A 20,783-nucleotide genomic window follows, 5' to 3' on the forward strand; every position below is an offset into this window, starting at 1 on the left:
CACCGAATCACCACCACCAGCAACAGCACCCAGAAAGAGAGGGACACCATGTCCACCACCCGCCCGCGCCAGCTCCTGCGGCGCATCACCGCCGCACTCGGCGTCGGCCTCTTCGCCGCCGTCGGAGTCGCGGGCCCCGCCCTCGCGGCGGAGGGAAACCTCGACGCGAGCGCCGACGTGACCCTGACCGTCCACAAGTACGTGCAGCCCGACTCGGGCACGCTCGGCGACAACGACGGCCACGAGATCGTCGACCCCGTCGGCACCCCGCTCGACGGCGTCGTGTTCTCGGTACAGGAGGTCACCTCGATCGACCTGTCGACGAACGCCGGCTGGGAGGCCGTTAACGGCCTGACGGCGGACAAGGTGCTCGCCAGCGTCGCCGCGAACGATGGGGCATACACGCTGGGAACGGCCGTGGACACCGCGAAGACGACGACGGACGCAAACGGCGAGTTCACCCTCGCGGATCCGGACGTCGAGGTCGGCGTCTACCTCGTGCAGGAGACCGACCCCGGCTCGAACGAGATCGCCGCGCCGGCTGTGCCGTTCCTCGTGACGCTGCCCCAGCCCGACGGAGCCGGCGTCTTCAACTACGACGTGCACGTGTACCCCAAGAACGCGCTGAACGCGATCACCAAGACCGCGGACGACTCGGCGGCCCACCAGCTCGGCGACACCGTCACGTGGACCATCGAGTCCGCCGTCCCGACGCTCCCCGACGGCACCACGTACACCGACTACGCGGTCGGGGACGCGCTCGACGCGCGCCTCGGCTTCGGATCGGCGACCGTGAGCCTGGTCGACGGCACCGCGACGCCCCTCGTCAAGGACACCGACTACACGCTGACCGCACCCGCGGTGGGCAGCTCGGGCGAGGTGACCGTGGAGTTCCTGCCTGACGGCCTCGCCAAGCTGAACGCCGCCAGCCCTGCCGCCCAGGTGAAGCTGGTGCTCGGCACCACCGTGCTCGACCTCGGTGACGGCACCATCACCAACGACGCCACCGTCTGGGTCAACACCCCGGCAAACGACCGCACGCCTGAGAACGGCACCACCTCCGAGGGCGCCGACACCGAGTGGGGTGCCGTGAGCATCGTGAAGCACGCTGAGGGCGACAACGCGAAGCTGCTGGCGGGCGCCGAGTTCTCGGTCTACGCCGTGGACCCCACGTCCCAGGGCGCGCAGCCGATCATCACCGGCCTCACGACCGACGACACCGGCAAGGCGCTCACGGTGCTGCGTGCCGGTGAGGACGACGCCGCCGTGACCTACTGGCTCGTCGAGACCAAGGCCCCCGCGGGCTACGTGGTCGGCAGCAAGCCGATCGAGGTGGAGGTCACCGCGGGTGCGGTGGCGGACGCCACGGTCGCGACCATCGCGAACGCGCAGGTGCCCGCCTTCATGCTGCCCCTCACGGGTGGCTCGGGCACGGCCATCTTCCTCACCGCCGGTGCCGCCACCATCGTGGTCGCCCTCGGCACCCTGACGCTGGTCGCCGGCCGCCGCCGCGCCGCGGCCCAGCACGCCGCCTGACGATGCGACGCTCGCCCGGTGCCCCGGTCGGGACGGCCCCCGTGGCCGCCCCGCCGGCGCCGGGCGCGCGCGCGTCCCGGCGCGGACCGGTCGCGCTGCTCGTGCTCGCCCTCCTGGGCGTGGGGCTGCTGCTCTACCCCAGCGGCGCGACCTGGTTCGCCGCACTCACGACCGACGGCCAGCTCGACGCCTACATGGAGCGAGTGGAGCAGATCGACCCCGAGGCGCGGGATGCTGCGCTGGCCGCGGCGGAGCAGTACAACAGCGACGGCGTGCAGGGACTCGTGATCGACCCGTTCAGCAACACCCCGGGCGCGAGCGAGGTGCCGATGGACGAGGCGGCCTACCGCTACCTCGACCAGCTTGCGCTCGATCCGGAGGGCGTCATGTCCCGCGTCACGATCACCTCGGTCGGCATCGACCTGCCCGTGTATCACGGCACCACCGACGAGACCCTGCACCGCGGCGCCGGCCACCTCTACGGATCGTCGCTGCCGGTCGGCGGCAGCGACACCCACGCGGTGATCACCGGCCACTCCGGGCTTCCGCAGGCGGCCATGTTCACGGCATTGCACGAGGTCGAGCGGGGAGACGAGATCATCGTCACCACGCTCGGCCGCACCATGACCTACCGCATCGTCCTCATCGACCGTGTCACGCCCACGGACATCGCGGATCTCGCGGTCGAACCGGGACGCGACCTGCTCACGCTCGTCACTTGCACGCCGATCGGCATCAACACCCACCGCCTGATCGTCCAGGCCGAGCGGGTGCCGAATGCCGGTGAGCAGGCGGCGGAGGTCGTCGAGACGCAGAGCATCCCGTTCCCGTGGTGGATGATCGCGGCCGCCGGCGCTCTCGGCGGCTGGGGCTACGCGGTCGTGAAGGTCACGCGCCGCAATGAGCCCCCACTGGACAAGGCGACACGATGACCAACGCCACATACCCCGTCCGCGAGGTCGAGATCCCCCCCGATCGGCCTCGCGGGCGGCCCCGCGGATCGTGCAGCGGCGGGCTGCTCCGCACCCACCGGGCGAAGACCGGAACTTCGCCTCGGTGGGGATCGCGCTGGGCATGATGCCCGCCGGCCTGGGAGTCCCGGTCCTCGGCTCCCGCCGCCACGCGCGCTGACGATCCGCCCCCGACCCGCCCGGACCCCATGCCGGGCGGGTCGGCTCGTTCCGGCCCTGCCCGAGCCGAGGGCAATCGCCCGAGATCCGACCCCATCCGCGGAATCGCCCTCGCCTCGCGCGATCGCCCTCGGCTCGGGCATGCCTGTGGATTGTCCGCGGCCCCTGTCGGAGGCCGCGCCTACGCTGGAGGGGTGACCACGAGCGCGCCCTACGGCTTCCCCGACGACGGATGGATGCCGCCCGCGGAGCCGCCGGCGGACCCGTACGGCGACGAGTACTGGGAGCCCGATTACGAGGGCGGCGCGGTCACCTGGGGCGGTGCCCCCGGCGACTCGCCCGCCGGCGGCTCGTCGAGCGGGGCGCGCGGCACGGAGCCGAAACCGCCCGCGCTCCCGACCGCGCGTCCGTCGCGTTACGCCTCGGCGCTCGAGGCGCTCAAGACCGTCTACGGCTACGACGCCTTCCGCGGCGACCAGGCGGCGATCGTCGATCAGGTGATCGGCGGCGGCGACGCGATCGTGCTGATGCCCACCGGTGGCGGCAAGTCGGTCACCTATCAGGTGCCCGCTCTCGTCCGCGAGGGCACCGGGCTCGTGGTGAGCCCGCTCATCGCCCTCATGCACGACCAGGTCGACGCGCTGCGCGCCAACGGCGTGAACGCGGCGTACCTGAACTCGACCCAGAGCCCCGCCGAGCGGGCGCAGATCGAGCGCGAGTACGTCTCGGGGCAGCTCGACCTGCTCTACGTCGCGCCCGAGCGGCTGAACTCCGAGGCCACGCTGCGGTTCCTCGAGCGGGGCGTGCTCAGCGTGATCGCCATCGACGAGGCCCACTGCGTCAGCCAGTGGGGCCACGACTTCCGGCCCGACTACCTGGCGCTCGGCGGGCTCGGCGAGCGGTTCCCGGGCGTGCCGCGCATGGCGCTCACGGCCACCGCCACGCCCGAGACGCACCGCGAGATCACCGAGCGGCTGCGCATGCCCGACGCGAAGCACTTCGTGGCCAGCTTCGACCGTCCGAACATCCGCTACCGCATCGAGGCGAAGACCGAGCCGCGCAAGCAGCTGCTGGCGTTCATCCGCGCGCAGCCCGAGGGCTCCGCCGGCATCGTCTACGCCCTCAGCCGCAAGTCGGTGGAGGAGACCGCCGCGTTCCTGGCCGGCAACGGCATCGACGCCATCCCGTACCACGCGGGCCTCGACGCGGCCACGCGCTCGCGCCACCAGTCCCGGTTCCTGCGCGAGGACGGCGTCGTCGTCGTGGCGACGATCGCGTTCGGCATGGGCATCGACAAGCCCGACGTGCGCTTCGTGGCGCACGTCGACCTGCCCAAGTCGGTCGAGGGCTACTACCAGGAGACGGGCCGAGCGGGCCGCGACGGCGAGCCGGCGGTCGCCTGGATGGCGTACGGCCTCGGCGACGTCGTGCAGCAGCGCCGCATGATCCAGCAGGGCGAGGGCGATCGCGCCATCCAGCAGCGCCAGCAGCAGCACCTCGACGCGATGCTCGCGCTGTGCGAGACCGTCGAGTGCCGCCGCCAGAACCTCCTGGCGTACTTCGGCCAGGAATCCGGGCCGTGCGGCAACTGCGACACGTGCCTCGAGCCGCCCGAGGTCTGGGACGGCCTCGTGCCCGCGCAGAAGCTGCTGTCGACGATCGTGCGCCTCAAGCGCGAGCGCAATCAGGCCTTCGGCGCCGGCCACCTCATCGACATCCTCCGCGGCGCCGCCACCGACCGCGTCCGCAAGATGCGGCACGACGAGCTCTCCACGTACGGGATCGGCAATGACCTGTCTGAGCAGGACTGGCGCAGCGTCATCCGCCAGCTGCTCGCCCGCGGCCTGCTCGTGGCGCAGGGGGAGTACGGCACGCTGGCCCTGAGCGAGGCGAGCGCCGGGGTGCTGCGCGGCGAGACGCCGGTCGGACTGCGACGCGACGTGATCGGCCGGGTGTCGCGCTCGGCCGGGGGCGCGCGCAAGGCGTCGACGGCCGATCAGCTCGCCCCCGACGATCGCCCGCTGTTCGAGGCGCTGCGCGCGTGGCGTGCCGAGCAGGCGCGCGAGCAGGGCGTGCCGGCGTACATCGTGTTCGGCGACGCCACGCTGCGCGCGCTGGCGGAGCACCGCCCGGCGTCGCTCTCGGCCCTCGACGGCATCACGGGCATCGGCGCGAAGAAGCGCGACGCGTACGGCGACGCCGTGCTTGAGGTCATCGCCGCGCACTGACCCTCGCCCTCGCGACGGCCGCCTCGGCGTGTCGCCGGCCGATTCCGCGCGCCCTCGACGGCGCCCGCCCGGAGCGACGCCGGACCACGTGGCCGCGCGCCGCGGACCCGGTGGAAGCCGCGTGATCTCGCGGCATGACTGCCCGTGCAGTCGTCCGCGCCGCTCCTCAGGTGCTCATCGAGAATCGACAGCCGATTCACAGCGTTATTGATGATGCCCACAAACGGTACCGCCTGTCTCCCCGGGTACTGCACAAATATCTCGGCAGACAGGCCGAGCGATATGACGCGATACTGACCCCGAATGTGGCCCGGGCGCGATGGCGAGCCGGGTGCACCGCACAAGGGGGCCCTGCGGGGCGTGGGAACAAGGGGTTGTCACATGGCCGGATTCAGTTCACGTCGGAACGCCCGCGGAGCGAGCTCGAGGATCGGCAGACGGGCCCTCGCGGTCACCGCCTCGGTCACCGCCGCCTCGCTCTTCGTCGGGGGCACCGCGGCCGTCGCGGCCGTGAGCGACGAGTCCGAGGCGCTCGGCCAGGTCGTGGCCGTCGACCTGCTCACTCCGGACCTGCTCGAGGCGTCCACGGCCTGGACCGGCTACCCCAGCGACCCCGATGAAGAGCCCACGCCCCTCAACCTCGGCGCCCTCAACGGGATCACCCTGAGCCTCGGCGGCGGCATCGGTCTCCCGCTCATCAGCGGGCCCGGCGGCGACGGGCTGCTGGACCTCGGCGAGCTCGGCGCGGTGAGCTCCTACGCCGCGTCCCCGACGGGCAACACCTCCACCGCCAGCGCCGGAGCGGTCACGGCCGATGGCGCGATCGATCTCGACCCCGCTGACCCCGGCATCTACGGGCAGTCGACGATCAACCTCACCGACGTGCTCGCCCAGGCGGGCGTCGACGGGCTGACCGATCAGATCCTCGACGCGTTCAGCGTGACCCTCGGCGCCATCGCGTCGACCGCCACGGCGACGGGCGACCCGGCGACCGGCGCGGTCGACTACACGTCGGACTACATGATCGCCGACGCGCAGCTGGCGCTCAGCAGCCCGCTGGTGGCCGGCCTCACGCCGCAGGTGACGAACGCGATCACCGGTGTCGGGGCGACCCTCAACGCCGCGCTCGGCGACGGCGGGGTCATCGACACCACGCTCGACGGCCTCACCACCACCATCAACGGCCTGCTCGGCGCGCTCGTGGCGGTCGACTCCCTCACCCTGCAGGTCAACGGCGCGGACGCCGCGCTCGCCGGCCTGGCGGAGGGCATCCTCGACACCCCGCTGCAGGACGAGGCCGGCCTGGTGTCGATCGACCTGCGCAACGGCGACATCTTCGTCAACGCTGACCAGCTCGCCTTCGCCGCCTATGGGCAGGGCCTGAGCGACCTCGGCCCGAACACGGAGCTCCTCAGCGCCTCGACGATCGGCCTGATCACGGGCGCCGTCACCGAGGCCCTCGGCACGCTCACCGAGCGCGTCACCACCGCCGTCCAGGGCGTGCTGAACAACCTCGAGGTCGTCATCGATCTCGACACCACGCTCTCGGTCGACCTCGGCTTCCTGCTCGGCGGCGTCACCGAGGTGGCCACGGTCGACGCGACGATCACGACGACCCTGGGCCAGCTGGCCGGCACGATGCCCGGACAGCCCACGATCAACGTGGCGTCCGCGCTCCTGCCCGACCTCGACCTCGGCGCGATCGGCGCCCTGCTGGACACGCTGATCAACCCGGCGATCAACGGGCTGGTGGGCACCCTGACGAACACCGTCGTCCCGCTCATCCTCACCACGCTGCAGCCGACCATCGCCGGCCTGCTCACGACGATCGGCTCGGGGCTGACGACGACGCTCAACGGCCTCATCGCCCCGGTGCTGAGCACGCTCGACCCGGTGCTCAGCGGCGTCCTCGCGCAGGTGGCGAGCATCACGATCAACGAGCAGGAGACCGGACTTGACGGCAACCTCAGCCGCGAGGGGATCACGGACTCGTTCACCGTGAATGCGCTCAGCGTGGAGCTGCTGCCGCAGCTGCTGGCCGGCGATCCCGCCGCGAACGTGGATCTCGCCTCGTCGACCGTCCGCGCCAGCGCGGTGCTGCCGGCCCCCGTCATCACGACCCCGGCCAACGGCTCGGTCACGAGCGACGTCACGCCGACGATCTCGGGCACCGGCTACGAGGGCGCGACCGTCACCGTGACCACCTCCGGGGGACAGGAGCTCGGCACCGCGGTCGTCCAGCCCGATGGCGGCTGGAGCTTCGACACCGCGGCGCTGCCTGACGGCACCTACACGATCACGGCGACGCAGACGCTCGGGACGGAGACCTCCGAGGCCTCCGCGCCGGTCACATTCACCATCGACACGGTGGCGCCCGAGGCGCCGGTGATCACCACGCCCGACGAGGGCGATCTGCTCGCCGACAACACGCCGACGATCGCGGGCACCGCCCCGGACGACGCGGTGAGCGTGGACGTGTCGGTCCAGCCGGTCGACGGCAGCGGTGCGCCGGTCGGCGACCCGATCGTGCTCGCCGACGTGCCCGTCACGGACGGGGCCTGGACGATCGACTCCTCCGAGCTGCCCGACGGGGACTACGTGGCCACCGCCACCGCCTTCGACGCCGCGGGCAACGACTCCGAGCCCTCGGCCCCGGTCGGCTTCTCCGTCGACGCCACCGCGCCCGCCGCGCCGGTGATCACGTCGCCCGAGGAGGGCGACCTCACGAGCGACAACACGCCGACGATCGCCGGCACCGCCCCGGACGACGCGGTGTCCGTGGAGGTGTCGATCCAGCCGGTCGACGACACCGGTGCGCCGGTGGGCGACCCGATCGTGCTCACGGGCCTGCCCGTCACGGACGGGGCCTGGACGATCGAATCCTCCGAGCTGACCGACGGGGACTATGTGGTGACGGCCACCGCCTTCGACGAGGCGGGCAACGAGTCGGCGCCGTCGGAGCCGGTGGGCTTCACCGTCGACGCGACCGCTCCCGACGCCCCCGCAATCACGGCGCCCGCGGACGGCTCGTCGACGAATGCCGCGACGGTGACGATCACCGGAACGGCTCCCGCCGACGCCACGAGTGTCACGGTGGTGCTCGCGAACCCCGACGGCACGACCACGACCTTCGCCTCCGTCCCCGTGACGGACGGCGCGTGGTCGGTCGACGCCGGTGCGCTCGCGGAGGGCGCGTACTCCGCGGTCGCCACGGCGTTCGACGCCGCGGGCAACGACTCCGAGCCGTCGACCCCGGCGGACTTCACGGTGGATCGCACGGCGACCGCCGCGCCGGTGATCACGGCTCCGGAGGACGGCACGTCGACGAACGCCGAGACGGTCACGATCGAGGGCACCGCCCCGGCCGGCGCCGTCACCGTCACCGTGGTGCTCACCAACCCGGACCTGAGCACGACGACCCTCGCGGACGTCCCCGTCACCGGCGGCGTCTGGTCGGTGGACGCGGGTGCGCTCGGGGAGGGCACGTACTCCGCGGTCGCGACGGCGTTCGACGCGGCCGACAACGAGTCGGAGCCGTCCGAGGCCGTCGGCTTCACGGTGGATCGCACCGCGACGGCCGCGCCGGTGATCACGGCTCCGGAGGACGGCTCGTCCACGAACGCCGAGACGATCACGATCGAGGGCACGGCCCCGGCGGGCGCCACGAGCGTCACGGTGGTGCTGACCAACCCGGACGGCACGTCGACGACCCTCGACGACGTCCCCGTCACCGGCGGCACCTGGTCGGTGGACGCGGGCGCGCTGGGCGAGGGCGCGCACTCCGCGGTCGCGACGGCGTTCGATGCCGCCGACAACGAGTCCGAGCCGTCGGAGGCCGTCGGCTTCACGGTCGACCGGACCGCCACCGCCGCGCCGGTGATCACCGCTCCGGAGGACGGCTCGTCGACGAACGCCGGGACCGTGACGATCGCGGGCACCGCCCCGGCGGGCGCCACGAGCGTGACGGTGGTGCTCACCAACCCCGGCGGCACGACGACCACGTTCGCGGACGTGCCCGTCACCGGTGGCACCTGGTCGGTGGACGCGGGCGCACTGGGTGAGGGCGCGTACTCCGCGGTTGCGACGGCGTTCGACGCGGCCGACAACGAGTCCGAGCCGTCCGAGGCCGTCGGCTTCACGGTCGACCGCACGGCGCCGGGCGCTCCCGAGATCACGAGCCCCGAGGAGGGCGACCTGGTCACGGCCACGCCGACGATCGAGGGCACCGGCGAGGAAGGCGCGACGATCCAGGTCGTCGTGTCCGACGCGGGCGGCAACGAGTACACCTACACGACGGTCGTTGGCGCGGGCGGCTCGTGGAGCGTGCCCGTCACCGACGAGCTCGTCGACGGCCCGGCCACGGCCGAGGCCACGCAGACCGACGCGGGCGGCAACGTCTCGCCGGCCGACACGGTGGGCTTCACCGTCGACACGGTCGCCCCCATCGTTGCGATCACCGCTCCCATCGAGGGCGAAAGCCTCACCGACGTCACCCCGACGATCGAGGGCACGGTGGACGACCCCGACGCCACGGTCTACGTGGTGATCACCGATGACGCGGACGAGGTCGTCTTCCAGGGCACCGCGGTCGTCACCGGCGGCACGTGGAGCATCGACGCGGCGACGCTGTCCGACGGGGAGTACGCCGTGACGGCGAGCGCGATGGACCTCGCCGGCAACACCAGCACCGACGAGGGCGCGTTCGTGATCGACACGACCGGCCCGGCGCTGGCCATCACCGAGCCGACCCCGGGCGAGCTGACGAACGACAGCACGCCGACGATCGCGGGCACGGTGTCGGAGCCCGAGACCGTCGTCTCCGTCGTCGTCGTCATCCGCGACGTCGTCACCGGCGGCGTCGCCTGGGAGGGTCCGGCCGAGGTCGGCCCCGAGGGCACCTGGACGGTGGACGCGGCGGCGCTCCCCGACGGCGAGTACGAGGTCTCGGCCACCGCGACCGACGCCGACACGAACACGAGCACGGCCGGTCCGGTCGCGTTCACGCTCGACGCGACGCCGCCGGCGCCGCCGACCGTGACCGAGCCCGACCCGGGCGAGACCGTCGGCCCGACCCCGACGTTCGAGGGCGAGTGCGAGGACGGCGCCACCGTGATCATCACGATCAACGGCGGCACCCCGGTCGAGGTCCCGTGCGAGGACGGCACCTGGACGTACACCCCCGAGACGCCGCTGCCCGATGGGCCCGCGACGGTCGAGGTCATCCAGGAGGATGAGGCCGGCAACCCGTCCGGTCCCACGACGGTCGACTTCGTGGTCGACGCGACCGCCCCGGCCGCGCCGGCGATCACCGCCCCCGCGCCCGGCGCCGTGGTCGGCGACGACACCCCGACGATCGTCGGCACGGGTGAGATCGGCGCCACGGTCGAGGTCACGATCGACGGCGAGGTCGTCGGCACGACCGTCGTGGGCCCCGGCGGCACGTGGACCTTCACGCCCACGACGCCGCTCGACGACGGCCCGCACACCGTGACCGCGACGCAGGCCGACGCGTTCGGCAACGAGTCGCCGGCGTCCGCGCCGGTCGGCTTCACCGTCGACACGAGCGAGGCGGCACCGGTCATCACCTCGCCCGAGAGCGGCACGGCCACGAACGGCACCACGCCGACGATCGAGGGGACCGGCACCCCGGGCTCCACGGTCACGGTGACGGATCAGGGCGGCACGGTCATCGGCACGGACGTGGTGGACGAGGACGGCACCTGGTCGGTCACGCCCGACCAGCCGCTGGACGAGGGCACGCACACCTTCACCGCCACGCAGGAGGACGCGCTCGGCAACGTCTCGCCCGAGTCGAACCCGGTGATCATCACGGTCGACAGCGTCGCGCCGGCCGCCCCGGTGATCACGAGCCCCGCCGACGGCGATGAGGTCACCGACCCCACCCCCGTCATCGAGGGCACGGGCGAGCCGGGCGCGACCGTCGAGGTGGTCATCACGGACGAGGACGGCAACGAGACCTCGTACGAGACGGTCGTCGGCAGCGACGGCACCTGGAGCGTGACGCCGACGGCGCCGCTCGGCCAGGGCCAGCACACGATCGTCGCGACCCAGACCGACCCGGCGGGCAACGTCTCGCCGGCCTCCGACCCGGTCGTGATCGACGTGGTGGTCGTGGAGCCGGGTGAGGGCGATGCCCCGCTGCGGATCTGGATCCGCGAGCCCGTCGTCGAGCGCGGCCAGGAGCAGCACGGCATCGGCTACGGCTTCGAGCCCGGCGAGACCGTGACGGTCACCGTCCACTCCACGCCCCACGTGCTCGGCACCTTCACCGCCGACGCGAACGGCGAGCTCCACGCCACCTGGGTGATCCCCGCCGACGAGGAGCTGGGACTGCACCACCTGGTGATGGAGGGCGCGGTGTCGGGGTCGGTCGACATCGAGTTCCGGGTGGTCGAGGCATCGGCCGCCGGGGCCGGCGGTCTGCCGGCGACCGGTGTCGACGCGGGCGCGACGGCGACGATCGCCCTGCTCGTGCTGATGCTCGGCGCCGGGCTGATGCTCACCACACGCCGGCTGCGGGCGGGCCAGGAGCGGGACTGACCCCGCGAGCGGAGCGGGCCGGGGGAACGATCCCCCGGCCCGCTTGCCATGTGCCTGTGCCGCGCACACAACCCGTCGACGCGCCGTGGCCGCCGTCGGCTGTGCAGACTCGACAACGCCCGTGACCTGCGTGTGTGGATTCCCTAACGTGGGAGTCATCCCATGACCGCGTCACGAGCGCGTCTGAAAGAGGTTCTGCATGGCTGACACCGTGGTCCGTCCGATCGATCACACCGAGCACTCCGACGCTCGGATCGACGTCTCCGTCGTCAACGACGCCCTGCTGGGCACGTGGGCCGACATCCGCCGCGAGGCGCGCGAGATGATCAAGGACCCCGCGTTCTGGCGCATCGAGGGGCAGCCGATGACCGAGCACCGCGAGCGCACGCTGGCGCAGCTCGATCTGTTGGTCCAGCACGGCGCCTCGATGCGCGCCTATCCGAAGGAGTACGGCGGGATCGCCAACCAGGGCGGCAACCTCGCCGGTTTCCAGGAGCTCGTGCTCGCCGACCCGAGCCTGCAGATCAAATCGGGCGTGCAGTGGGGCCTGTTCGCCTCGGCGATCCTGCAGCTGGGCACCAAGACCCACCACGACCGCTGGCTGCGCGACGCGGGCGAGATGCGCCTGCCCGGCGCCTTCGCGATGACCGAGACCGGCCACGGCTCCGACGTGCAGGCGATCGGCACCACCGCCACCTACGACCCCCAGACCGAGGAGTTCGTCATCCACACGCCGTTCCGCGGCGCCTGGAAGGACTACCTCGGCAACGCGGCGCTGCACGGCCGCGCGGCCACGGTCTTCGCGCAGCTGATCACGGGCGGTGTCAACTACGGCGTCCACTGCTTCTTCGTGCCGATCCGCGACGAGAACGGCGAGTTCCTGCCGGGCGTGGGCGGCGAGGACGACGGCCCCAAGGGCGGCCTCAACGGCATCGACAACGGCCGCCTGCACTTCGACAACGTGCGCATCCCGCGCGACCACCTGCTCAACCGCTACGGCGACGTCGCCCCCGACGGCACCTACTCCAGCCCGATCGCCAGCCCCGGACGCCGCTTCTTCACGATGCTCGGCGCGCTCGTGCAGGGCCGCGTCTCGCTCGACGGCGCCGCCACGTGGGGGTCGGCGCTCGGCCTCTACATCGCGATCACCTACGGCAACCAGCGCCGCCAGTTCGACAACGGTGCCGGCGAGACCGTGCTGCTCGACTACGGCCGCCACCAGCGCCGGCTGCTGCCGCTGCTGGCCACCACCTACGCCCAGGCCTTCGCGCACGACGAGCTGCTGCAGAAGTTCGACTCGGTCTTCAGCGGCGCCAACGACACCGAGGAGAGCCGTCAGGACCTCGAGACGCTCGCGGCCGGGCTCAAGGCGCTCTCGACCTGGCACGCCCTCGACTCGCTGCAGGAGTGCCGCGAGGCGTGCGGCGGATCGGGCTTCCTCGCGGAGAACCGGATCGTGGGCCTGCGCAGCGACCTCGACGTCTACGTGACCTTCGAGGGCGACAACAACGTGCTGCTGCAGCTGGTCGGCAAGCGCCTGCTGGGCGACTACGCCAAGCAGTTCAAGGGCAAGCAGCCCGCGGAGCTCGCGGCGCTCGTCGCCGGCCAGACCGCCGGCCGCCTCTTCCACGGCGCGGGCCTGCGTCGCCTCGGCCAGGCCGTCGCCGACCTCGGCTCGACGGCCCGCTCGGTCGAGCTCGGCCTGCGCGGCAAGGACCAGCACCAGCTGCTCGCCGACCGCGTGCAGGCGATGGTCGCCGACGTCGCCGGCCGGCTGCGCGCGGGCGCCAAGATGGGCCCCGCCGAGGCGTCCGACCTGTTCAACGAGAACCAGAACGACCTCATCGAAGCCGCGCGCGCCCACGCCGAGCTGCTGCAGTGGGAGGCGTTCACCGATGCGCTCGAGCGGATCGAGGACGCGGGCACCAAGCAGGTGCTCACCTGGCTGCGCGACCTGTTCGGGCTCGGCCTGATCGAGAAGCACCTGGCGTGGCACATCATCAACGGCCGCCTGTCGACCCAGCGCGCCGCCGCGGTGACCCGCTACATCGACCGTCTCTGCGCGCGGCTGCGGCCGCACGCGCAGGATCTCGTCGACGCGTTCGGCTACGAGCCCGAGCACGTGCGCGCGCCCATCGCCTCGGGCGCCGAGCAGGCCCGTCAGGACGAGGCCGCGCAGTACTACGCGACGCTCGCCGCCACCGGCAAGGCGCCGAAGAAGGAGCCCAAGCCGCCCAAGCGCTGAGCGCACCCGAAACGGCCCTCGCCCCCTCGGGCGGGGGCCGTTTCGGCTTCCTGGGGACTTCTGCCCATGCCACGGGGCCCGACACACATGCGCGCGCATCGACGTTGCGGGAGGATAGGGGAATGAGCACGCCGCAGTACCCGGGCTACGGACAGGATCCGTACGCGCAGCAGCCGCAGGGTCCCTCCGCGCCCTGGCCGGAGCCGGCCGCGCAGCCGTACGGCCAGCAGCCGTTCCCGGGCGCCGTGCCTCCCGCGCCGCCCCAGCCGGCGAACCCGCCCCAGCACGCGAATCCCTACGGGCAGCCGTACCCGCAGGAGCAGGTTCCCGGTTACGCGCCGCAGCCCTACGCGATGCCCGACCCGGCCGCCGCCGGCCACTACGGCCAGCTGTACCAGGCGTACGCTGCGCCGGCTCCGCTGCCGCCGCTTACCGGCACCCCGGCGCCGCAGGGCAAGCGCGTCGCGGCGTACCTCATCGATGCGGCGATCATCTTCGGCATCGCCCTCGCGTTCATCCTCATCGCCACCGCCGTCACGTTCGCGGTGGACCTCACGGCGGGCACGATCGTGCTCGGCCTCATGTACGTCGCGCTCTTGGCGTGGGCGCTCGTCTACAGCGGGATGCAGGGCAAGGACGGATCGGTCGGCGCACGGGCGCAGCGGATCCGCATCGCGAGCCTCGACACCGGGGCACCCATCGGCTTCGGCAAGGCGCTGCTGCGCAACGTCGTGCTCGGCGTCACCGGCATCGTGTTCGGACTCGGCTTCTTCTCGATCCTCTTCGACAAGACCGGTCGCAACCAGGGCTGGCACGACAAGGCCGTCGGCGCGATCGTGCTCGACGGGCGGCCGCAGCAGTCGCCCGCCCCGCAGGCCGACGGCGCGACCCAGGCGCACCCGGCAGCGCCCGAGGCGCCCGCCTGGCCCGCGCCGACCGTCGATCCGTACGCGACGATCCTCCCCGAGGCGACGTCGTCCACCCCCGCGCCCGCCGCGGACCCGTACGCCGCGGCGCCGGCCGCGGACCCGTACGCCCCGGCGCCGGCCGCCGACCCGTACGCTCCGGCACCGGCCGCCGACCCCTACGCTCCCGCGCCCACCGCGGACCCCTACGCCCCGGCGCCGGCCGCGCCGTCGTACGCTGCGCCGCAGCCGGGCCCGGCCTACCCGCCGGCGCCTCCGATGCCGCCCGCTCCCGCGATGCCGCCCGCGCCGTCGTTCGGTCCCGGCCCCGCGGCCGCCGCGCCCGCCCCGGCGCCGGCCGCCGAGCCCGCCCCCGTCGACCCGTTCGCCACGATCGTGCCGCCCGCGTTCTCGGCGCCGATCACCGCGTCGTACCCGCAGCAGACGCCGGAGCCGTCGCCGCTGAGCAACGATGCGGTGATCTCGTTCGTGCCCGGCATCACGGAGGACCGTCCCGCGGTCCCGCCGCTGCCCGCCGACGAGGTCTCGGACGACACCGTGATCGTGCAGCGCCGCCCCGAGCTCAAGCGGGCGGTGCTCGTGTGGGACGACGACATCCGTCACGTGGTGAGCCTGCGCACCGTCTTCGGCCGCAACCCCGCCCCCGTGGAGGGGGTCGAGGCGATCGCCGTGCGCGACGAGAGCCTGTCGCTGTCGAAGACCCACTTCGAGGTCGACGTCGACGAGCACGGCGCCTGGGTCACCGATCGCCACTCGACCAACGGCGTCGAGATCGTCCGGGGCGGTCAGCGTCAGAAGATCACCCCCGGGGAGCGCATCCGCCTGGAGACGGGCGACACGCTCCAAATGGGCGATCGCGAGGTCACGATCGAGGCGATCACGTGATGAAGCCGATCCTGGTCGAGGGCGGGGCCGCCACGCACGTGGGTGCGCGCCGCTCGCTCAACGAAGACTCCCACCTGGCCGAGGCGCCGCTGTTCCTCGTGGCCGACGGCATGGGCGGGCACGACCGCGGCGAGATCGCCTCGGCCACCGCCATCGAGGCCTTCCTGCCGCTCGTGGGGCGCGCGTCGCTCAGCGTCGACGAGGCGCGTGACGCGTTCGAGCGGGCGCGCGGCCAGGTCGACCGCATCTCGGCCGCGCGCGACCGCGGCGCCGGCACAACGTTCGCCGGCGTGATCGTGACCGAGGTCGACGGCGCCGGCTACTGGCTCGCCATCAACCTCGGCGACTCCCGCGTCTACCGGATGCGCGGCGGCGTGCTCGAGCAGATCAGCGTGGACCACTCGGTGGTGCAGGAGCTCCTCGACGCGGGCCAGATCTCTCCCGAGGAGGCCGCGCGCGACCGGCGCCGCAACGTGATCACCCGGGCCATGGGCGCCGGCAGCAGCGCCCACGCCGACTACTGGATGCTTCCCGCCGCGCGCGGCGACCGCATGCTCGTGTGCTCCGACGGCATGTCGAACGAGCTCAGCCGCGACCGGATCGCCGTGATCCTGCGGGGCGAGGCCAAGCCGCAGGCCGCGGCCGATCGGCTGGTCCTCGAGGCGCTCGAGCACGGCGGCCGGGACAACATCACCGCCGTGGTCGTCGATGCGGTGGCCGTCTCGCCGCGCATGTCGCACGAGGTGATCGACGAGGACACCCGGCCCCGCGAGTCCGTCGCGGGCTGAGCCTCAGGCGTCGTGCAGGTGCCGCGCCCCGTGGCTGAGCACCTTGACGACGATGCCCTTGCGGCCGAGCGCCGCGACCGTCCGAGTGCCCTCGGCGACATCGCGCCCGAGCGCGCGGATGTCGGTCACCACCAGCACGTCGCCGGGGCGCAGGGTGTTGATCAGGCGTGCGAGCCGCTGCTCCCACGTCTCGAGGATGTCGGGGGCGGGGTGACGGAACCCGTCGATCGGCACGCCGAAGGCCGCAAGATCGGCCCGCTGCTGCACGATCGACGGCATGTCGTCGCGGGCCACGACCAGCCCGACCAGCCGCGCGCCCTGGGGCTTCGCCTGCCACCAGTCGCGATCGCGCTGGAGCTCGACGAAGCACTGCGGGCATTCGGCGGCGGTGTGCGCGTGCCGCGCGTCCGGCTCCGCATCGATCATGTCGACCATGCGATCCCCCTTCGTCCGTACTCTATTGTGCCGCGCCCGCCTGAGCGACACGGGGACGATACGATCCGAGCATGACGACGCCGAGCCTTCCGCCGCAGCAGCCGCCGGGGCCGGCCGGACCGCCTCAGGGCGGGCCGCCGGCGGGGTTCTACCCGTACGCGGGCGTGGAGGCGCAGCTGCGCTGGTGGAACGGCCACGCCTGGGACGACCGCTGGATGCAGGTGCTTGCACCGGGCAAGCGCTTCACGTGGGGGACCGGGGCCACGACGGCACAGGTCGTGGCCGGGTGGATCGTCGCAGTGATCGGCGGCCTGGGCGTGCTGTGGTGCCTGGTCGGGCTGATCGGCGCGGACGACGGCACGGAGGCGACGCTCGCCGTGATGATGATGCTCGCCCAGCTGGGGATCATCGCGCTGGGCGTGCTCGCGATCATCAACGGGCGCATCGCGGTGCGCCGCAAGCGCGATCGCGAGCGCGTCGGCTCGCGCTGACCGCGCGCGTCAGATCAGGCTGAGCTCGCGCAGCTTCGCCTCGACGTCGGCGTTGCTGGGCTCGACGTGGTGCGTCGCGTCGGGGTAGACCACGACGGGGATGTTCGTGCGGCCCGAGATCTCCTTGGCGACGTCGGCGGCGGCCGGGTCGGCCTCGAGGTCGACGTAGGTGTAGGCGACGCCGAGCTCGTCGAGCTGCGCCTTGGTGCGGCGGCAGTCGCGGCACCACTCGGCACCGAACATGGTGATCTCGCGGGAGGTGGTCATGCTTCCAGGTTACGCGCGCCGCGGAGCACCGGCGCCGTCCCGCGGAGCGCGCGGGACCCGCGGTGCATGAAACGATGGAGGGGTGCGCCCCGCTCCCGAGGTGACGGTCATCGTCCCCACGCGCGACGAGAGTCCGAACGTCGCGCCCCTCGTCGCGCTGATCACCGCGGCCCTCGCGGGCCGGTCGGCCGAGGTCCTGTTCGTCGACGACAGCGACGACGACACCCCGGCCGAGATCGCCCGCGTGGCCGCCACCGCCGGCCTGCCCGTGCGCGTGCTGCATCGTCCCCGCGGAGCGCGCGACGGCGGCCTGGGCGGCGCCGTCACCGCGGGTCTCGCGGCCGCGGGCGCCGAGGTGTGCATCGTCATGGACGGCGACCTGCAGCACCCGCCGGCGCTGCTGCCGCGGCTGTTGGAGCGCTTCGAGGAGGGCGGCGTGGACGTCGTGCTCGCCTCGCGCTACGTGCACGGCGGCGACGGCGAGGGGCTCGGGACGCGCCTGCGGGTGGCGGTCTCGCGCGTGTCCACCGCCGTGACCAAGGCCATGTTCCCGCGGCGCCTGCACGGCGTGAGCGATCCGATGACCGGCTTCTTCCTCGTCGACCGCCGCCGGGTCGACCTCGCGGCCCTGCGGCCGAACGGCTTCAAGATCCTGCTGGAGATCCTCGCCCGCGGCGATCACCGCACCGCCGAGATCCCGATGCGGTTCGATCGTCGCCGCGACGGCATCTCCAAGGCCACCCTCCGCCAGGGCGCCGCGTTCCTCGCGCACCTGGGGCGGCTGCGCTTCGGCAAGATGAGCATCTTCGCCCTCATCGGCGCGGCAGGTGCCGTGGCGAACATCGGCATCGTGTGGGCGCTGACGTCGCTCGGCATGGACTACGTGTGGGCGGCGATCGCGGCGGCCGAGACGACGATCGTGGCGAACTTCCTGCTGCAGGAGCGCTTCGTGTTCGCCGACATGAAGGGCCAGGCCGCCGGGTTCTGGCAGCGCTTTGCGACCTCCTTCACGTTCAACAACGTCGAGGCCGCGATCCGCATCCCGCTCATGGCGCTCATGGTCGAGACCTGGCACATCTCCAGCGTGCTGGCGACCGCGATCACCCTGGCGATCGCCTTCCTCGCCCGCTTCGTGTTCCATTCGCTCGTGGTGTACCGGCCGCGCCGCCCGGCCGAGCTGGCGACCGACACCGGTGCGGTGCGGATCCTGCAGCAGCTCGAGGACGAGCGGGGCCGCTGAACCGCCCCGATGCGCGCCCGCCCGCGCGGGTTTGCGAGGATGGGGGGATGACTGTCGCAGTGGTCGGCTCCATCAACATGGATGTCGTCGCGCGGGTGCCGCGCATTCCGGGTCCGGGGGAGACGCTCCTGGCGTCGGGGTCGTCGCGCGGCGGCGGCGGCAAGGGCGCCAACCAGGCGGTCGCGGCGGCGCGCGCCGGCGGGGTGCCGACCGCCTTCATCGGCGCGGTCGGCGACGACGCCGACGGCGCCCAGCTGCGCGCCTGGCTCGAGGACGACGGCATCGACGTGTCGGGGCTCTCCCGCGACGAGGCGCCCAGCGGCGTGGCGCTCATCGCCGTGTCGGACGACGCCGAGAACTCGATCATCGTGGTCCCCGGCGCCAATCAGTCGCTCACGGCGCTGGCCGACGCCCAGCGCGCGCTCGTCGCGGGCGCCGACGTCATCGCCGCGCAGCTGGAGATCCCGATCGACCTCGTCGTCGCGGCCGCGGAGGCGCGGGGTGAGGGCGCCCTGTTCGTGCTCAACGCGGCGCCCTCGGCCCCGCTGCTCGACGCCGCCGATCGCGTGCTGCCGCTCGTGGACGTGCTGATCGTCAACGAGCACGAGCTGATCGACATCGCGGGCGTGACCGATCGCGACGCCGCCGTGGACGCGCTCAGCGCCCGGGTGCCGGCGCTCGTCGTGACCCTCGGCGCGGCGGGCTCGCTCATCGCGGTCGGCGCCGAAAGGGCCATCGTGCCGGCGTTCCCCGTCGACCCGGTGGACACCACGGGCGCCGGAGACACGTTCTGCGGCGTCCTCGCCGCGCGGCTCGGGCGCGGCCCGCTCTCGCTGGAGGCGCTCGCCGCCGCGGCCCACGCCGGTGCGGCGGCCGCCGCCATCGCGGTCACGCGCGTGGGCGCCCAGGCCGCGGTGCCGACGGCGGCGGAGGTCGAGGAGCTGCTGGCCTGACGCGCCCGCTGCGCGCCTGCCGACGGTAGGGCGTCGGCCCGACATCGGACCGTGCTCCCCGGATCGCCCTCCCTCGGGCCGATCCCCTACGCTCGGGAAGCCATCGCGGCCGCGTGCTTGGCGCAGGCGGCGCGCTCCCCGCACGCCGCGCACAGGACGACCCGCGCGCGGCAGTCGTCGTCGGCGCAGTTGACCATGCGATCCTCCGCCGCGCCGCACGAGACGCACCGGCCGATCGTCGCGGCACCTTCGCCGAAGGTCATCGACTCGCGGCCGTCGAACACGTAGAGCGAGCCCTCCCACAGGCCGGTGTTGCCGAACGTCTCGCCGTAGCGGACGATGCCGCCGTCGAGCTGGTACACCTCCTGGAACCCGCGCGACACCATGAGGCTCGAGAGCACCTCGCAGCGGATCCCGCCTGTGCAGTAGGTGACCACCGGCTTGTCCTTGAGGTGGTCGTAGCGGCCGGAGTCGAGCTCGGCGACGAAGTCGCGCGTCGTCTCGACGTCGGGCACGATCGCGCCCTTGAAGCGGCCGATCTCGGCCTCGAACGCATTGCGGCCGTCGAAGAACACCACGTCGTCGCGCGACTCCACGAGCTTGTGCAGCTCGCCCGGCTTCAGGTGCGTGCCGCCGCCGACGACGCCGTTCTCGTCCACCTGCAGCTCGTCCGGTGCGCCGAACGACACGATCTCGTCGCGCACCTTCACCGACAGGCGCGGGAAGTCGAGGCTGCGGCCCTCGTCGTCGAGCCCGGTGCCGCTGGACCACTTGAACTCGATGTCCTTGAACGGCGCGTACTGCTTGGTCTTGCGCACGTACGTCTTGAGCGCGGCCATGTCGCCGCCGACCGTCCCGTTCAGGCCGTGCTCCGAGACGAGGATCCGCCCGCGCAGACCGAGCAGCTCGCACAGATCGCGCTGCCACAGCCGCACCGCCTCGGGGTCCGCGATCGGCGTGAACACGTAGTAGAGCAGGATCTTCGCCGGCATGCCTCCAGGCTACGGCGGGCGCCCTGATCGCTCGCCCGGCGCCGGACGGCCGCGGCCTGCCCGGGGAGCGCGATCGATCCGTCACCCCCGCGCTATGGCGGCGCCC

At 72.9% G+C, this 20,783-nt stretch carries 13 protein-coding genes; 10 read left to right on the forward strand and 3 right to left on the reverse strand.

The features are described 5' to 3' along the window. Positions 1–48: 48 nt before the first annotated feature. The 7 genes from E3O41_RS01640 (at position 49) to E3O41_RS01670 (ending at position 16,299) form a co-directional block, all read left to right on the forward strand. Entirely contained in the window at positions 49–1,536 is a 1,488-nt protein-coding gene (locus tag E3O41_RS01640) for a SpaH/EbpB family LPXTG-anchored major pilin (protein ID WP_135011889.1), read from the forward strand. A 41-nt stretch (positions 1,537–1,577) separates the two neighbouring features. Further along, positions 1,578–2,468, forward strand: coding sequence for a class C sortase (locus E3O41_RS01645; protein ID WP_067026694.1), 891 nt, complete (start codon positions 1,578–1,580; stop codon positions 2,466–2,468). A gap of 434 nt (positions 2,469–2,902) precedes the next feature. Next, the gene (recQ, locus tag E3O41_RS01650; protein WP_135012648.1) at positions 2,903–4,894 is read left to right on the forward strand and encodes a DNA helicase RecQ; all 1,992 of its coding nucleotides are present in this window, start codon (positions 2,903–2,905) and stop codon (positions 4,892–4,894) included. 381 nt (positions 4,895–5,275) lie between these two features. Further along, positions 5,276–11,455: an Ig-like domain-containing protein gene (locus tag E3O41_RS01655; protein ID WP_162303957.1), complete on the forward strand. Its 6,180-nt coding sequence runs from the start codon at positions 5,276–5,278 to the stop codon at positions 11,453–11,455. A 199-nt stretch (positions 11,456–11,654) separates the two neighbouring features. Further along, positions 11,655–13,700 (forward strand): acyl-CoA dehydrogenase family protein, encoded by a 2,046-nt coding sequence (locus tag E3O41_RS01660; protein ID WP_135011893.1) that lies wholly within the window; start codon positions 11,655–11,657, stop codon positions 13,698–13,700. Between the two features lie 122 nt (positions 13,701–13,822). Next, positions 13,823–15,511 (forward strand): RDD family protein, encoded by a 1,689-nt coding sequence (locus E3O41_RS01665; protein ID WP_067026701.1) that lies wholly within the window; start codon positions 13,823–13,825, stop codon positions 15,509–15,511. After that, entirely contained in the window at positions 15,511–16,299 is a 789-nt protein-coding gene (locus E3O41_RS01670; protein WP_135012650.1) for a PP2C family protein-serine/threonine phosphatase, read from the forward strand. The genes E3O41_RS01665 and E3O41_RS01670 overlap by 1 nt, the downstream gene beginning before the upstream one ends. A gap of 3 nt (positions 16,300–16,302) precedes the next feature. On the opposite strand, the gene E3O41_RS01675 is transcribed toward E3O41_RS01670, so the two are convergent. Continuing rightward, on the reverse strand, positions 16,303–16,734 hold the full coding sequence (locus E3O41_RS01675; RefSeq protein ID WP_135011895.1) for a recombinase family protein: 432 nt from the start codon (positions 16,732–16,734) through the stop codon (positions 16,303–16,305). A 71-nt stretch (positions 16,735–16,805) separates the two neighbouring features. Between E3O41_RS01675 and E3O41_RS01680 the strand changes: the two genes are divergently transcribed. Beyond that, a complete protein-coding gene (locus tag E3O41_RS01680) occupies positions 16,806–17,225 on the forward strand; it encodes a hypothetical protein (protein WP_067026707.1) in 420 nt (139 codons plus the stop codon). 9 nt (positions 17,226–17,234) lie between these two features. On the opposite strand, the gene E3O41_RS01685 is transcribed toward E3O41_RS01680, so the two are convergent. Continuing rightward, positions 17,235–17,492 (reverse strand): glutaredoxin family protein, encoded by a 258-nt coding sequence (locus E3O41_RS01685; RefSeq protein ID WP_067026709.1) that lies wholly within the window; start codon positions 17,490–17,492, stop codon positions 17,235–17,237. An 82-nt stretch (positions 17,493–17,574) separates the two neighbouring features. Between E3O41_RS01685 and E3O41_RS01690 the strand changes: the two genes are divergently transcribed. Both E3O41_RS01690 and E3O41_RS01695 read left to right on the forward strand, forming a co-directional pair. Continuing rightward, positions 17,575–18,732, forward strand: a complete 1,158-nt coding sequence (locus E3O41_RS01690) for a glycosyltransferase (protein WP_135011896.1) — start codon at positions 17,575–17,577, stop codon at positions 18,730–18,732. Between the two features lie 47 nt (positions 18,733–18,779). Then, positions 18,780–19,685 carry a PfkB family carbohydrate kinase gene (locus tag E3O41_RS01695; RefSeq protein WP_135011898.1) on the forward strand — a complete coding sequence of 302 codons (906 nt, stop codon included), beginning with the start codon at positions 18,780–18,782 and terminating at the stop codon, positions 19,683–19,685. An 86-nt stretch (positions 19,686–19,771) separates the two neighbouring features. Here the strand turns inward: E3O41_RS01695 and trhO are convergent, their stop codons facing one another. Then, on the reverse strand, positions 19,772–20,677 hold the full coding sequence (trhO, locus tag E3O41_RS01700) for an oxygen-dependent tRNA uridine(34) hydroxylase TrhO (protein ID WP_067026715.1): 906 nt from the start codon (positions 20,675–20,677) through the stop codon (positions 19,772–19,774). Between the last annotated feature and the right edge of the window lie 106 nt (positions 20,678–20,783).

It is taken from the genome of Microbacterium sediminis (genome assembly GCF_004564075.1).
Classification (GTDB): domain Bacteria; phylum Actinomycetota; class Actinomycetes; order Actinomycetales; family Microbacteriaceae; genus Microbacterium; species Microbacterium sediminis.